Origin of the sequence: Rhizobium sp. H4 (assembly GCF_003013335.1) — a bacterium.
Lineage (GTDB): Bacteria > Pseudomonadota > Alphaproteobacteria > Rhizobiales > Rhizobiaceae > Rhizobium > Rhizobium sophoriradicis.
In genome coordinates this window covers 257,476-271,819 of sequence record NZ_PSOW01000002.1, presented here as the reverse complement: position 1 = coordinate 271,819, position 14,344 = coordinate 257,476, and the positions used below count along the sequence as shown (strand labels likewise).

Sequence of the window (14,344 nt, the reverse complement as noted above, 5' to 3'; positions counted from 1 at the left end):
CTGTTCTACATTAAAGAGTTAGAGCATGATGTCGCCCGAAAACCGCTCACACTTTTCGGCATCATGCTCTAGTGCTTACAATAGCATCCGCGTGAGCTCAATGATTCCGGGGAGATAAACCGGCATGACGGGACTGAAGTCGATACTCGACGAGGCTGCGCGCCAGGGGCTGATTTCGCCGGAGGCAGGCGGACGGCTTCTGCCCTTCCTGACCGAGCGCGGCGTGGCGGTTGTCGAGCCGCAGCCGGCAGCCGCCGACGGACCGGCATGGTCGGACACGGAGACGCCGCGCTTCGTGCGCGGTTTTCACGACGTGCTGATCACCATCGGCGTCGTTGTGGCGCTCGCGGGCCTCTGGGGGCTTTCTGCACTTTATGCCGTGCTGCCCGCGATCATCGTCCTTTCTGAAATCCTGGTGCGCCGCCAGCGGCTCGCTTTGCCGGCCGTCAGCCTGACGATCGCCCTGTTCTGCTGGACTTGCCTGCTGATGTCGCGATTTTTCCCGCCGTGGACGCCGACCGCAACATCCTTCGGAGCGGAGGCGACGCAGTTCGTCGCAGGTTTCCCGATCATTCTCGGCGCCTATTATGCTCGCTACCGCGTACCGCTTTCGCTGGCGCTCTGCATCATGTCGGTGCTTGCCTTCGTCCTCACCCTGCTTTTGCGCCTGGTACAGTGGGCAAGCGGCAATCCGGCGTTTTTCCTCGATCATCCCGCCGTGCTGGCGCTGGTTGCCCTGATCTGCGCGGTAGGATTGTTTGCGCTGGCGCTCTATTTCGATCTCGGCGACCGGCTGCGGCGGACGACGCGTTCGGATATCGCTTTCTGGCTGCATCTCGGCGCGGCGCCGGCGCTGCTCTATAGCACCGTTTCCCTGCTGTCGTTCGGAGCAGATATTCGTATTGTCGACGTCGCGAACATGTCGTCGCGGACACCCGTCGTCGTTGCGACGGTGGCGGCGCTGATGCTGCTCGGTCTCATCATCGATCGCCGCGCCTTCGTCACTTCGGGACTGCTGTCGCTCGGCGTTGCGATCTTCGGCGTCTTCCGGCAGGGAAGCGCCACGGTCGACACCTACATCTTCACCACGCTGATCATTGTCGGCGCGGTCGTATTAATCATCGGCACCGGCTGGATGCCGCTTCGGCGGCTGGTGCTCAGGACACTGCCGCCGGCCATCGCAAACAGGCTGCCGCCGGGTTAAGGCGGCAGCGCTCTCTTATTTTAGGTATTGAAACGGAAATGGATGACGTCGCCGTCCTGGACGACGTATTCCTTGCCTTCGTCGCGCGCCTTGCCGGCATCCTTGGCGCCGACTTCGCCGTTATATTTGATGTAATCGTCATAGGCGATGGTGTTGGCGCGAATGAAGCCGCGCTCGAAATCCGAATGGATGACGCCGGCGGCCTGCGGCGCCTTGGTGCCGCGCTCGATCGTCCAGGCGCGCGTTTCCTTCGGGCCGACGGTGAAATAGGTGATGAGGTGGAGCAGCTTGTAGCCGGCGCGGATCAGCCGGTCGAGGCCGGCCTCGTCAAGGTCGAGGGCGGAGAGGAATTCCTTGGCCTCATCCTCGGGAAGCTGAGCGACCTCAGCCTCGATCGCCGCCGAGATGACGACGGTTTCGGCGCCTTGTTCCCTGGCCATGGCGGCGACGGCCTCGGTGAATTCATTGCCGGTCGAAGCATCGGCCTCGGCGACGTTGCAGACATAGAGCACCGGGTGCGAGGTCAGGAGGTTGAGGCCCTTAAGGATGGTGATCTCCTCGGCATCGAGCGTCGGCAGCAGGGTGCGCACCGGCTTGCCCTCGTTGAGCAGCTTCAGCGACGCTTCCATGATCGGCAGCATCGCCATCGATTCCTTGTCCTTGCCGGTGGCACGCTTGCGCGTCTGCTCGGTGCGGCGTTCCAGGCTTTCGAGATCGGCGAGCATCAACTCGGTCTCGATCGTCTCGGCATCGGCAACGGGATTGATGCGGCCCTCAACATGGGTGATATCGCTGTCTTCGAAGCAGCGCAGCACATGCACGATGGCGTCGACCTCGCGGATATTGGCGAGGAACTGGTTGCCGAGGCCCTCACCCTTCGAGGCGCCGCGCACCAGGCCGGCGATGTCGACGAAGGAGATGCGGGTCGGGATCAGTTCCTTCGACTTGGCGATATCGGCAAGCTTGCGCATGCGCGGATCGGGTACGGCGACTTCGCCGGTATTCGGCTCGATCGTGCAAAAGGGATAATTCGCCGCCTGTGCCGCCGCCGTCTTGGTGAGCGCGTTGAAGAGGGTCGATTTGCCGACGTTCGGCAGACCGACGATGCCGCATTTGAAGCCCATGGCTAAAACCTGCTGTTCTTGAATTTCTTGCTGGTGCCTATGGGATAAAGGAGCAATATGGTCAAGTCTTAGCGAGCTTTTAACCTTGCTCACTTGCCCAAGGAACGGCGCCGGCCTATTTTCGAGGGCGATCGCGGTTTCGATGCATTACGGATTTCGTCAGATGCACGGTCGCTCCTGCCGGCCGCACATCCGGCCTCAACCCGGCGGCCAATTTCCTCCTGATCGAGGAGGGCAGCCACGGCGCACCGTCGAAAATTCGTCATCGACAATGATTAGTTGTTTGAAGATTCCTGACCATGTCATCAACGGGTGGATTTTCCGATGAGTGACAACGACGTTGCCCTAAAACCGAAGACCAAGGTGAAGCCGAAGCTGGACAAGCCGAAGCTCTACAAGGTCATCCTCGTCAATGACGATTATACGCCGCGCGAATTCGTCATCGTCATCCTGAAGGTTGTCTTCCGCATGAGCGAGGAGACCGGCTACCGGGTGATGATGACGGCGCACAAGCTCGGTTCCTGCGTGGTCGTGGTCTGCGCCAAGGATATCGCCGAAACCAAGGCCAAGGAAGGCATCGACCTTGCCAAGGAGATGGGCTTTCCGCTGATGTTCACGACGGAGCCGGAGGAATAGCCGGGGCTCAGAGTCGGCGGATTTGATAGCCGGTCTTGTCCTGCACGAAGCCACAATTCTCGTAGAAGCGCAGCGTGGCCGGGTTCTTCGAGCCGGTGAGCAGCATCACCTTATAGCAGCCGGCCCTCCAGGCCTGTTCCACCGCATGGCCGATGACGGCACCGGCATAGCCGCGCCGGCGATGGTCGGCATGGGTGACGACATTTTCGATCAGCGCATAAGAGGCGCCGCCTCGCGTCAGGTTCGGCACGACGATCATCGTCACGGTGGCGGCTGCGAGATTGCCGGCAAAGCCGATGAATAGGGTCATGCCGGGCTGGGCGAGTATGGTGCAGAAGCGCTCTTCGGCCAGGGCCTTGTCGAGAACCGGATCTGTCGGGTTCAAATGCCGGTAGAGGACGGTCAATCCCGGAAGATCGTCGGCAGTTGCGGGACGGATGGCGAAATCCTGGTTCGGCATCGGATTCATTCCCCCTTATTGCCGAACATTTTCTTCAGCATCTCGGCCATCGGACCGGTGGCGGGGAGTTTCGGCTGATTGCTGCTGCGGGCCTGGCGGATATGCGACTGGCCTGCCGGCTTCTTCTCGCTGTCCTTGCCTTCCTTGCGCGGCTTTTCTTCCTCGGCCTTGCCGCCGAGCGCCAGCGCGATCTTGTTCATCAGCTGCGAATCCTCGTTTCGCACCAGCATGTCGGCATTGTCGGCCAGCGTGTCGAGAAGTGGTTCGAGCCAGACCTTGTCGGCCTTGGCGAAATCACCGAGCACATGGTTCTGCACCATTTCCTTGACGCCGGGATGGCCGATGCCGAGGCGCAGCCGCCGGTATTCCTTGCCGCAATGGGCGTCCAGCGACCTGATGCCGTTGTGGCCGCCATGGCCGCCACCGGTCTTCAGCCGCGCCTTGCCGGCGGGAAGGTCGAGCTCATCATAAATCGCGACAAGGTCGGCCGGCTGGAGCTTGTAGAAGCGCATCGCCTCGCCGACGGCCTCGCCGGAGAGGTTCATATAGGTCTGCGGCTTGATCAGCAGCACCTTCTCGCCGGCGAGTTCGCCTTCGGCGATCTCGCCCCTGAACTTCTTCGACCAGGGCGAAAAGCTGTGGCGCCGATGGATGGCGTCAACGGCCATGAAGCCGATATTGTGACGGTTGCCGGCGTATTTGCCGCCGGGATTGCCGAGACCCGCGATGATCAGCATGGCCTGTCATTCCTTGCTTGTTGTTCTGCGTTCACCACCCGGAAATGGGAGCAAAGTCAAGCGGAAAGGGCATCGGCCCGTCTGGCTGCGTCAGTCGGACAGGTTCATGCCGTATTTCAGGAAGATCTTTTTCTGTTCGCCATCGGCGATCAGCTTGTCGAGCGCTGATTGCATCTTGGCGCGCAGATCGTCCGGAAAGCCTTTTTCGCAGGCAATGCCCATCGGCTGGGCCGAGAGCACGGTCACCATCTCCACTGGCTGGTCGGCCTTCAGCTTGTCGAAATAGAGTTCGGAGATCGGCATCATGTCGATACGGCCGCTCAGCAGCTTGCGCAGCGTGGCGTTGAAGTCGCTGGCGACGTCGAGCTTGGTGAAGCCCTTCTCCTTCAGGATGGTCTCGGTGTAGTCCTCCCGCTGCGTGCCGATCGTATATTTCTTCGCCTCGTCGAGATTGCCGGCGGTGATGCCCGAGCCCTTGCGGGTGATCAGGATATTGCGATCGATCAGCAGCGGCTCGATCCATTTGAACAGCGGGTCGCGGGCGCCGTTGTGGGCGGTGGCGAAAACGCAGGTCATCGGCGCCGTGCGGGCGAGGCCGAAAGCGCGCGCCCAGGGCAGGACTTCGATCGTGTAGTCGACGCCGATCGCGGCCATCACCTTTTCGACCTGCTCGACCGTCGCACCCTTGATCTCCTTGCCGTCGCGATAGTTGAAGGGGGCGTAATCCTCGGTCGTGAAATTGATCGTCTGCGCATGGGCAGCGCAGGGCAGCGCCAGGCATGCAAGGAGCAGGAGCTTTTTCATCGGATCATCTCCTTCGTTCTTCGTTTACGAGGCGCGTGCGACGGCCGATTGCGCCATCATCAGTTCCTCGATGAGCTTGGCTGCGTGCTGCGGGCGATGGAAGAGGTAGCCCTGGCCATAGTCCAGCCCCATCTGGTGGAGCGTGCGGCATTCCTCTTCGGTCTCGATGCCCTCGGCGATGACGGTGCAGTTCATCTTGTGGGAGAGGGTCGTAATGCCTTCGATCAGCATGCGGCTCTTCTGGCGCACGTCATCATCGCCGTCGTTGATCGCGCGGGTAAAGGACTGGTCGATCTTGATGATGTCGACAGGGAAGCGGTTGAGGTAGCTCAGCGACGAATAGCCGGTGCCGAAATCGTCGAGCGCGATGCGGCAGCCGAAGCGGCGAAGCTCCGTGACGATCATGCGGATCTCAGGGTTGTCATGCATCAGCACTGCTTCGGTGATCTCGACGACGATGCGTTCGGGGCGGATGCCGTGGCGGCCGACAATCGCGGCAAGCCGGGCCGGCAGCGCCGGTTCGAACTGCAGCGGCGAGAAGTTGATGGCGATATAGGTGTCCTGCATGCCCGATATGCGGGAAATTTTCGCGAGGTTGGCGATCGCCTTCTCCATGATGACGTTGCCGACGCGGACGATCTTTCCTGTTTCTTCGGCGACGCTGATGATCTCGGCCGGCGGCATCAGGCCCTTCTGCGGATGGTTGAGGCGCATCAGCGCCTCGAAACCGGCAATGCCGCGGCCGTTCAAATTGACGATCGGCTGCAGGAAAGCGTCGAACCAGTTGTCGACGAGGCCGGCTTCGATATTGGCCTCGATTTCGGCGCGGCTGCGGGCGCGGTCGAGCATGGCATTGTCGAAGAGCTGCGCACCATTCTTGCCGTCGCGTTTCTTGGCATACATCGCCATGTCGGATTTCTGCAGCAGTTCGGCGGCGGTCGCGGCATGATGCGGATAGATGGCGATGCCGATCGAAGCGCTCAGATGCATGTCCGGGGCAAATGGCGTTTCGAAGACCGAGGCGATTTGCTCGCACATCGCCTTGGCGCGCCTTTCGGCGTCCTTCGCCGGCAGCAGGATGGCGAATTCGTCTCCGCCGAGACGAGCCGCCTCGTCGAAGGGAGCAAGATGGGTCTTCAGGCGCGCAACCAGCTCGATCAATGCCCTGTCGCCAGCGGCATGGCCCATATTGTCGTTGATCCACTTGAAGCGGTCGAGATCGACGAAGAGGCAGGCGAGCTCCTGGCCGGCGGCGTCTGCCGCAGCGATCTTGCTGTCGAGCACGGCTTCAAAACCCTGGCGGTTGAGAAGCCCGGTCAGGTGATCGGTGATTGCCTGGCGATGATTGCGGTCCTCGGACGCCTTGAGCTCGGTCACATCGGTCATGACCGACAGGGAGAGGCGATCTTGAGCGCCGGCGCCGGCTTCCGATTCCATGATAAGGACGTCCATGGTGCGGCCGTCCAGGCAGACGAACTTGACGGTAACCGCCATGCCGCTCTCGGCCCGGCGGCGCTTGACGAACTTGTCGCGGGTGTTTGCCGTGACGAGATCGGCGAAGTTGCGGCCGATGACGGCGGCGCGATTATAGCCGGTGGCAAGCAGCCAATAATCGCTGACGGCGGTAATGCGGTCTTCCTCGTCGAGCGAGAAGAGCATGGCGGGGGTGAGATTGTAGATATCGGTGGCGCGGCGATGGGCGAGCTTCAGCTCCTTCTCCTCGCTTTCGAGCTTGGTCTGCATCTCGTTGAAGCTGCGGGCAAGCCGTCCCATCTCGTCGTTCGACTGCCAGTCGACGTGATGGCGGGAGCCGAGCTGGCGGGTGGCCTCGATCGCTGCCGTCAGCCGCATCAGCGGCTGGATGACGAAGAAGCGGTTGCCGATCAACGCGGTGCCGAAAACGGTCAGAACTGCGAAGATGAAGATCGAAATGAAGACGACCTCTTCCTGCTTCAGACCGGAAAACAGGCCGATAGTGGGATAGTAGACGCTGATACTGCCGAGATTCTTCGGGCCATCGACGGTGTTGTAGATGATGGCACGCGACACCTGCACGAGCTTGCCGTCGAAGGAGCGGGGAATGGTGGACTGGCTGACGTCGAGCTGGCCTGACTGGTCGCGCACTTCGACCTTGACGATGGCGCCCTGGGAAACGACCGTCGCGCTGATCTGAGTGACGCTTTCTTCATCGAGGTCCCAGAGGGGCTTTGCCAGCGCCTGGGCATTGGCGACAAGAAGAACCGAGATATGGTCGCGTATTTCCTTGTCGGCCCGCTCCGAAGAAAGAAAAAGAAAGAGAACAAAGAGAGGAGCGACAAAAACAAGCAGCGCTCCGCAAACAATCCCAAAAAACCTGTTCTCAACGGAATTGTTCATGGTTCCGTTTACTCCCCCAGGCCGGCCATATTTGCTGTCGCGCGTTCGGGCCGGCTTCTTCGCAGCTGACGAGGCATGCTTTCACGAATATGTTAAATGTTGCTGAAACGGGGGTCTGCGGGCAACGAGAAGCCCGCCTTCCTGGGGGAGGCGGGCCATATGTATTATAAATGGAGTGAAGCGATCAGGCTTCGGTTTCGCCTTCTTCGGCGCTTTCGTCGACACCGGCAGCCGGAGCGACGATGGTCGCGATGGTGAAGTCGCGGTCGATGACCGTGGTCACGCCCTTCGGCAGGGTGACTTCCGAAATGTGGATACTGTCGCCGATCTTCTTGCCGCTGAGGTCAATGTCGAAGAATTCCGGGATCGCATCGGCCGGGCAATGAACTTCGACCGAGTGGCGGACGATGTTCAGAACGCCACCGACCTTGAGGCCCTGGGACTTCTCTTCGTTGATGAAGTGAACCGGGATTTCGACGGTCACCTGAGTGTTGCCGGAGACGCGGAGGAAATCGACATGCATCGTGAAATCGCGGACCGGATCGAGCTGGTAGTCCTTCGGCAGAACCTTGTACTTCTTGCCGTCGACTTCGATGGTCGCGACGGTGGTCATGAAACCGCCGGCGTGGATGCGCTTCGTCACCTCATTGGTGTTGAGAGCGATGGCAATGGGGGCCTGCTTGTCACCATAGATGACAGCGGGAATTAAACCGTTGCGGCGAAGTTCACGGGCGGACCCCTTACCAACCCGTTCGCGCGCCTCGGCCTTGAGCTCGTAAGTTTCCTGGCTCATGGCTATTCCTTTCGAGGTTATTTGGAGAGTTCGTCGGCGGGCAAAAGCCTTGTTCCGTCGAACCAGAGGCGGGTTTCCCCATCCTCATCCGCGTTGCCTCCAAGGGTGTCTACACGGACCGGTGGCCTATATTATAAGTCGCTCGGAAACGCAAGTTGCTGATTGCGGCGAGGCTGCCGCCTTCGCAGGCGTCACCGGCCATGTCTGGGAATGAGCCCCGGCAACATCAACAAGCGCAGGCCGGGCTTCGGCTCAAAGATACGAACCTCATGAAATCACTTCAAAACCGCGTCCGTCCAGGGCCACTTGGCTTGACATCGCCGGGCTTCGCATCTTTGGATGGCCGCTCAAAAAGCGGCTGAGGAGAAACCAGACTATGCGTCTCAAACTTGTCACGGCAACGAGCTTGCTTGCCCTTTGCGTTTTTACCACGGCCGAGGCCGTGGAGATCAATCAGGATGGCGCCAACACCGTCAGGGACACTCTGACAAAGTTGCTTCCAGATGATCTGGCGAAGAGCGGCTTCATCACCGTCAATCCGGCGGGCATGCGCTACGAGATCATTTATGATCTGGCGAAGCTGCTTGCCAAAGTCGATCCGGCGACCTTCACCATCAACGGCCTTACCCCGTTCTCGACATTCGCCACGCCGCTCGACAATGGGCTTTGGAACATCGAAGGCGACGACAGTTTCAACGTCTCCGGCCATTTTAGAGACCCGGATCAGAAAACTACGAATTTCACCTATTCCATCGCTTCGATCGTCTATAGCGGTGTTTTCGACCCAGCAATCAGCTATCTGCGCTCAGGCACCTTCGCGGTCAAGGACGTCAAGGTCGCCAGCAAGTCTGAAACCGAGGAAGTTCATGCCGCCATCGCCAGCATGGACCAGAAGCTGAGTTCGACGGACAGTGCAGGCGGCAACGGACGCATCGATTTTGTCGGCAGCGCCTCAATGTCTGGTTTTGTCGAGCAGGTTTCCGGTCTGCAAATGCCGCCCATCGAAATTCGTGCCGGCTCAATCAATGTCGATGCCAAGGTGAATGGCCTGCCGGCGAAGCAGATTCGCGAGATGGTCTTCTTCATGCTCGACCATCTCGATGAGAAGGAATTGAGCTCGGAAGATACCGACAAGATAAAGACAATAGCGAAGGAAGCATTTCCGCTTCTGACCTTGTTCAGCGAGACGATCGGGGTCAACGACCTGTCCGTCACGAACGAGATGGGCAAGGGCGGCGCCAAGGCATTCAACTACAACCTCGCAATTGAAGGCCCGAGCGACGCCATGCGTTTCGGCTTCGGCATGAACGCGGAGGAGATCAGCCTCGACACGCCGCTAATGCCGGCAAATTACGCGACATTCATGCCGACCAATTTCGATTTCCAGGTCGCTGTTCCGAACCTGGATTTCGCAAGCTTCGGCAACGACCTGATGGCGGTGGATTTCAATGACAAGGCACCCGAGAAGACCGGCGAGGAGATGGCGAAGAAGCTCTTCCGCGACGGCCTTCTCAAGGTGGAGTTCCCGAAGATCAGCGCCAAGTCGAATGTCTACGACGTCGATATGACGGGCAAGATCGAAGGCCGGGTCGACACCGAAAAGGACTATTCTATGGAGGCGACGATCCTGGCGCGCGATCTCGACAAGACGATCGCGGCAGTTCAGGAACTTGCCAAGACCGATCCCGATCTCAACCAGGTCTCCTTCGGCATCATGATGGTGAAGGGCTTTGCCAAGACCGATCCCGACGGTCGTTCGCGTTGGGACATCAGCGTCAGCCGCGACGGCGCGGTCACGGTCAACGGCCAGATGGTCAAGGGGCCGGACGCTCCGGATCAAGATCAGGGGCTGGAGCCAGACCAAGAGCAGGGCCAGGACGCGGTGCCTGCGCCGCCGCAGCAGCCTTGAGCGTCGTCAATCGGGATAAGAAAGAGGCCGGCCTTGCGCCGGCTTCAGCGTTTTGACCAACTCCGTTCTGACTCGGCGTTGAGCCACGGCTGTATGGTTGGTCTCGACGGGCTGCCCCACCCTAGCCCTTGCCGGGGTGGAGTCACGGTTCTCGACCCGTCCTGCGGACCCCCGTAAACGGGGCGAGGGGAGGTGCCGAATGCAGCGTCGAGGGTAAGGAAAGCCGGTACGGCATATCCCTTCGCCCCGCCTACGGGGCGGGCGGCGCTCACTCAGAACGACACTTTTCTACTGCTCTGTGAACGCCGGCTCTTTTTAATCGAAGAGGCTGGAGACGGATTCTTCCTGGCTCGTCCGGCTGATGGCTTCGCCGATTAGCGGAGCAGTCGTCACAACGCGAATATTATGGGCAGACTGCACGGCCGTCGTCGGCTGAATCGAGTCGGTGATGACAAGTTCACGCAGCTTGGACGAGGTGACGCGGGTGACGGCGCCGCCGGACAGGACGCCGTGGGTGATATAAGCCGTGACGCTAGAGGCGCCCTGGGCAAGCAGTGCATCGGCCGCATTGCAGAGCGTGCCGCCGGAATCGACGATATCGTCGATCAGCAGGCAGTCCTTGCCGGTGACGTCGCCGATGATGTTCATGACTTCGGATTCACCCGGCCGGTCGCGACGCTTGTCGACGATCGACAGAAGACAGTCCAGTCGCTTGGCAAGCGCACGGGCGCGAACGACGCCGCCGACGTCAGGCGAGACGACCATGACGTTGCTCAGGTCATAGTGGCTCTTGATGTCGCGCGTCAGGACCGGCAGCGCATATAGATTGTCCGTCGGAATGTCGAAAAAGCCCTGGATCTGACCGGCGTGGAGATCGAGCGTCATGACGCGGTCGGCGCCGGCTTCGGTGATCAGGTTCGAGACGAGCTTGGCTGAGATCGGGGTGCGGCCGGAGGCGCGGCGGTCCTGGCGGGCATAGCCGAAATAGGGGAGCACGGCCGTGATGCGGCGGGCTGACGAACGACGCATGGCGTCGATCATGATCAGCAGTTCCATCAGATGGTCGTTGGCAGGGTAGGACGTCGGCTGTACGAGGAAAACGTCCTCGCCGCGGACGTTTTCCTGAATTTCGACGAAGATTTCCTGATCGGCAAACCTTCGGACGCTGGCTTTCCCCAAGGGAACGTTGAGATAGTTGCAGATCGCTTCGGCGAGTTGCCGGTTCGAATTGCCTGCGAAAACCTTCATGTTGGTCCGCCTGTTATGCGCTGATAGCCGCGCTTTTTAGTCAGCTTCCCCGTGAATGCAAGGGCAAAGGCGCCACAGGCTTTGATATTTGCAAAAAGTTTGTGACTAACCGCCCCGCGCCTGCCGCCAGGAGGTGAATTCCGCGATGGTTTTCGAGGCGATCTGCTGCATTACCGAAGCCGGAACGCCCGCCCAGGGGTCGGCCGCGGCTGTCGGCACGCTTTCCTGCCCCTGGATGCGGTGCAGGCGGGCGCCGCCGCCGTCGAGAATGTCCCAGACATAGACCACGGTGACCTTGCCGTCGTCGCTGAAGGCGGAGAGATAGCCTTTGAGGATATAGTCGCTGCTCGTATCGTTCGAACTCTTGATGGAAAGGCCATGCGCCCGCGCCTCGGCGCCGAGCTGGCGCGAGAGCGGCGTTACAGCCTGCACCGGCGCGCCGATGATCGGCAGGAAACGCACGGTATTGCCGCGGGCGGAAGAGGCGCCGGGCGTGAGGGCGGCGGTCTGCTGCGGCTGCGCGTCAAGAGTCTGGCTGGTCTGCGCCTGAGACCTGGCACCGGTGGCGGCCGGTGCCAGCGCTTGTCCTTCGATCGGGGCGGAGGCGGCGGGCGAGGCTCCGCTCTTCGACAGGGCGTCTGCCTGCTCCTGCATCGTTGTCGGCGGGGCGCCGCTGCCGGACCGATAGGCTCCCTGCGATTGATTATAGGCCGGATGATAGCCATTCGGCTGCGAGCCCGCGGCGAAAACCGGTTGACGCGTGCCCGCCAAACCTTCGGCCTCACGCTGGCTCACGGGGCTTGACGGCGGGGCTCCGGAGGAATCGCCGATGCCGACCTGCGGCGTCAGCGCGTCGGTGGTATTGCAGGCGGTGAGCAGGGCCATGACGAACAGGAGCGTGGGCACAGTCGCAGCTCGCGTCATCCGGTGATCCGTCCTTCCCACAATCGCATCAGCCCGCCCGAATTTATGCGGGCGGGGATGGTCCTCTGTCAATTCCGGATTCTCATCCGTCAATCCCGGGCTTCAAAGGCCGATAAAATCGAGCGGATGACGAGACAGTGCGCGCGGCGCATCCGCTGTCGTCAGATAGGTCTGTCCGAGCGTCATCGCGGTCCCGGTATCGGAATCGGCGATGATCATGTGCACGAAGAGCGACATGTTTGGCTCGATCGGCTGCGGATTGCCGACATGGAACATCTGATGCTCCATCCAGGACGGAGAGAAGCGGGCTCCGAGCGAATAACCGCAGGCATTCAGCCGGTGGCGGGTGAGGCCGCGCTCGTCCATGATCCTGGCATGCATATCGAAGACGTCGCCGAAGGTGTAGCCGGGCTTCAGCACGGTCTCGATCGCTTCGATGGTTTCTCGGCAGGCATTGTAGATTTCGCGATGGCGTTGCATCGGCTCGCCGATGACGATCGTGCGCATCATGGCGGCATGATAATGCGCGTAGGTGCCGGCCCATTCGAGCGTCAGCTGGTCATTGGCGTCGAGCTTGCGGCGGCCGGCCTTGTAGCGGCAGAGCAGCGCGTCGGCCGCCGAACCGATGATGAACTCGTTGGCGGGATAGTCGCCGCCGCCGGAAAAAACCGCTCCCTGCATGGCGGCGAGGATGTCGGCTTCGTCAGCGCCCGGTTTCGTCAGCCGGATTGCGGCGTCGAGCGCGTCGTCGGCGAGCGCGGCGGCCCGTTCGACATAGGCGATCTCGGTCGGGCTCTTGATCAGGCGAAGACGGCTGACGAGATAGGAGGCATCGACGATCTGGCCGAAAGTGGTCAGCTGCGCGTCGAGCAGGCGGGCGACGCGGCCGGTCATGCCGTGCGTATCATATTCGACGCCGATGCGGGTGCCGAGCAGATCCATCTCGATCAGCAGGTTCTTCAGGTCGAGCGTCGGATCGGCATTGACCCGGTCGACCCAGATATGGATGTCGTCGAGGACCGAGGTATGCTTGGCCTGGCGAAGATCGGCCGAACGGGTGATTAGCGCCATGGTGCCGTCGCTCTTGACGATCAGCGTCTGGAAGAAGCAGTAGCCGAAAGTGTCGTAGCCGGTCAGCCAGTACATGCTTTCCTGGGCGAAGAGCAGCAGGGCGTCGAGCTTTTCTTCCTTCATCTTCTCGGTGAGGCGTGCAAGTCGGCTTGCGAACTCGGCCTTTTCGAAGTGCAGTGCCATTCTGCTCAAGTCTCCCTGATTGATATCGCTGAAATCTGGCGGCCGTAGTCCGGCTCCTTGCGATGTGTCGTCCGGCGATAGGAAAAGAAGCGCTCGCTGTCCGGATAGGTGCAGAGGCCGAGGCTTTCGGCTCGCACGCCGGCCTGGGTCAACCGTTCGATGGTCAGTGCCGGCAGGTCGAACATGGCGTGGCGGGGCGTCGCGGAGGGTATGAAGAAGCGTTCGTAGTCCGGATTTTCGGTGATGAAGCGGTCGACGAATTCCGGGCCGACCTCATAACTTGCCTGACTGATCGAGGGACCGAGGCAGGCGACGATGCTGTCGCGGTTCGCTCCCAGCGCCTCCATGGCGGCGATGGTATTTTCGAGCACGCCGGTCAGCGCACCCTTCCAGCCGGCATGGGCGGCGCCGATGACGCGATTTTCGGGGTCGGCGAAGAGGATCGGGCCGCAATCGGCGGCGAGCACACCGAGCACAATGCCGCGGGTTGCCGTCACCAGCGCATCAGCGTCGGGACGGGAGCCGTCATAGTCAGCGCCAACCGTGACGACATCGGGGGAATGCACCTGGTGCACGGTTGCCAGCCGCTCGATCGGCAGGTCGAACCAGGCGGCGACGCGACGGCGGTTCTCCATGACTTTTTGCCGTTCGTCGCTGGAGCCGAGGCCGACATTGAGGCCGCGATAGATCCCTTCGGAAACGCCGCCGCTCCGGGTGAAATAACCATGGCGGATGGCGCCGCCCGTCGCATCGTTCAGCAGCGCGCTTTCGATCGGTGCTGGAGAGGCCGCGTCCTGCATCTGTGATTCCGGGCTTTTTCGAGAGGTTTGTTATTGTCCCGAGCGCATCGCATCTGCGGCGCGCTTCAAGTTGCT

At 61.0% G+C, this 14,344-nt stretch carries 13 protein-coding genes; 3 read left to right on the top strand and 10 right to left on the bottom strand.

Features of this window, described 5'->3' with window-relative positions:
• Positions 1-124 precede the first annotated feature (124 nt).
• Positions 125-1,204: a hypothetical protein gene (locus C4N04_RS04055; protein ID WP_106795480.1), complete on the top strand. Its 1,080-nt coding sequence runs from the start codon at positions 125-127 to the stop codon at positions 1,202-1,204.
• A 20-nt stretch (positions 1,205-1,224) separates the two neighbouring features.
• Here C4N04_RS04055 and ychF read toward each other — a convergent pair whose 3' ends face one another.
• Positions 1,225-2,328, bottom strand: coding sequence for a redox-regulated ATPase YchF (ychF, locus tag C4N04_RS04050; protein ID WP_106795479.1), 1,104 nt, complete (start codon positions 2,326-2,328; stop codon positions 1,225-1,227).
• A 324-nt stretch (positions 2,329-2,652) separates the two neighbouring features.
• Between ychF and clpS the strand changes: the two genes are divergently transcribed.
• Positions 2,653-2,964 (top strand): ATP-dependent Clp protease adapter ClpS, encoded by a 312-nt coding sequence (gene clpS, locus C4N04_RS04045; protein WP_004680128.1) that lies wholly within the window; start codon positions 2,653-2,655, stop codon positions 2,962-2,964.
• 7 nt (positions 2,965-2,971) lie between these two features.
• On the opposite strand, the gene C4N04_RS04040 is transcribed toward clpS, so the two are convergent.
• The 5 genes from C4N04_RS04040 to C4N04_RS04020 form a co-directional block, all read right to left on the bottom strand.
• Positions 2,972-3,433 (bottom strand): GNAT family N-acetyltransferase, encoded by a 462-nt coding sequence (locus C4N04_RS04040; RefSeq protein ID WP_106795478.1) that lies wholly within the window; start codon positions 3,431-3,433, stop codon positions 2,972-2,974.
• Positions 3,430-4,161 carry an aminoacyl-tRNA hydrolase gene (pth, locus tag C4N04_RS04035; RefSeq protein WP_106795477.1) on the bottom strand — a complete coding sequence of 244 codons (732 nt, stop codon included), beginning with the start codon at positions 4,159-4,161 and terminating at the stop codon, positions 3,430-3,432. Before pth ends, C4N04_RS04040 begins: the two co-directional genes overlap by 4 nt.
• A 90-nt stretch (positions 4,162-4,251) precedes the next feature.
• The gene (locus C4N04_RS04030; protein WP_106795476.1) at positions 4,252-4,965 is read right to left on the bottom strand and encodes a transporter substrate-binding domain-containing protein; all 714 of its coding nucleotides are present in this window, start codon (positions 4,963-4,965) and stop codon (positions 4,252-4,254) included.
• A 24-nt stretch (positions 4,966-4,989) separates the two neighbouring features.
• Entirely contained in the window at positions 4,990-7,341 is a 2,352-nt protein-coding gene (locus tag C4N04_RS04025) for an EAL domain-containing protein (protein ID WP_106795475.1), read from the bottom strand.
• A gap of 184 nt (positions 7,342-7,525) precedes the next feature.
• Complete coding sequence (locus C4N04_RS04020; protein WP_064684342.1) at positions 7,526-8,134, bottom strand: 50S ribosomal protein L25/general stress protein Ctc; 609 nt, start codon at positions 8,132-8,134, stop codon at positions 7,526-7,528.
• Between the two features lie 376 nt (positions 8,135-8,510).
• Here C4N04_RS04020 and C4N04_RS04015 point away from each other — a divergent pair, with 376 nt between their 5' ends.
• A complete protein-coding gene (locus C4N04_RS04015) occupies positions 8,511-10,043 on the top strand; it encodes a hypothetical protein (RefSeq protein ID WP_106795474.1) in 1,533 nt (510 codons plus the stop codon).
• A 315-nt stretch (positions 10,044-10,358) separates the two neighbouring features.
• Here the strand turns inward: C4N04_RS04015 and C4N04_RS04010 are convergent, their stop codons facing one another.
• The 4 genes from C4N04_RS04010 to pgeF all read right to left on the bottom strand — a co-directional run bounded on the left by C4N04_RS04010 (position 10,359) and on the right by pgeF (position 14,269).
• On the bottom strand, positions 10,359-11,291 hold the full coding sequence (locus C4N04_RS04010; protein WP_010058894.1) for a ribose-phosphate pyrophosphokinase: 933 nt from the start codon (positions 11,289-11,291) through the stop codon (positions 10,359-10,361).
• A gap of 105 nt (positions 11,292-11,396) precedes the next feature.
• Positions 11,397-12,215, bottom strand: coding sequence for a hypothetical protein (locus C4N04_RS04005; protein ID WP_009997191.1), 819 nt, complete (start codon positions 12,213-12,215; stop codon positions 11,397-11,399).
• 102 nt (positions 12,216-12,317) lie between these two features.
• Entirely contained in the window at positions 12,318-13,469 is a 1,152-nt protein-coding gene (locus tag C4N04_RS04000) for a Xaa-Pro peptidase family protein (RefSeq protein ID WP_009997190.1), read from the bottom strand.
• 5 nt (positions 13,470-13,474) lie between these two features.
• Entirely contained in the window at positions 13,475-14,269 is a 795-nt protein-coding gene (gene pgeF / locus C4N04_RS03995) for a peptidoglycan editing factor PgeF (RefSeq protein ID WP_106795473.1), read from the bottom strand.
• Positions 14,270-14,344: the final 75 nt, after the last annotated feature.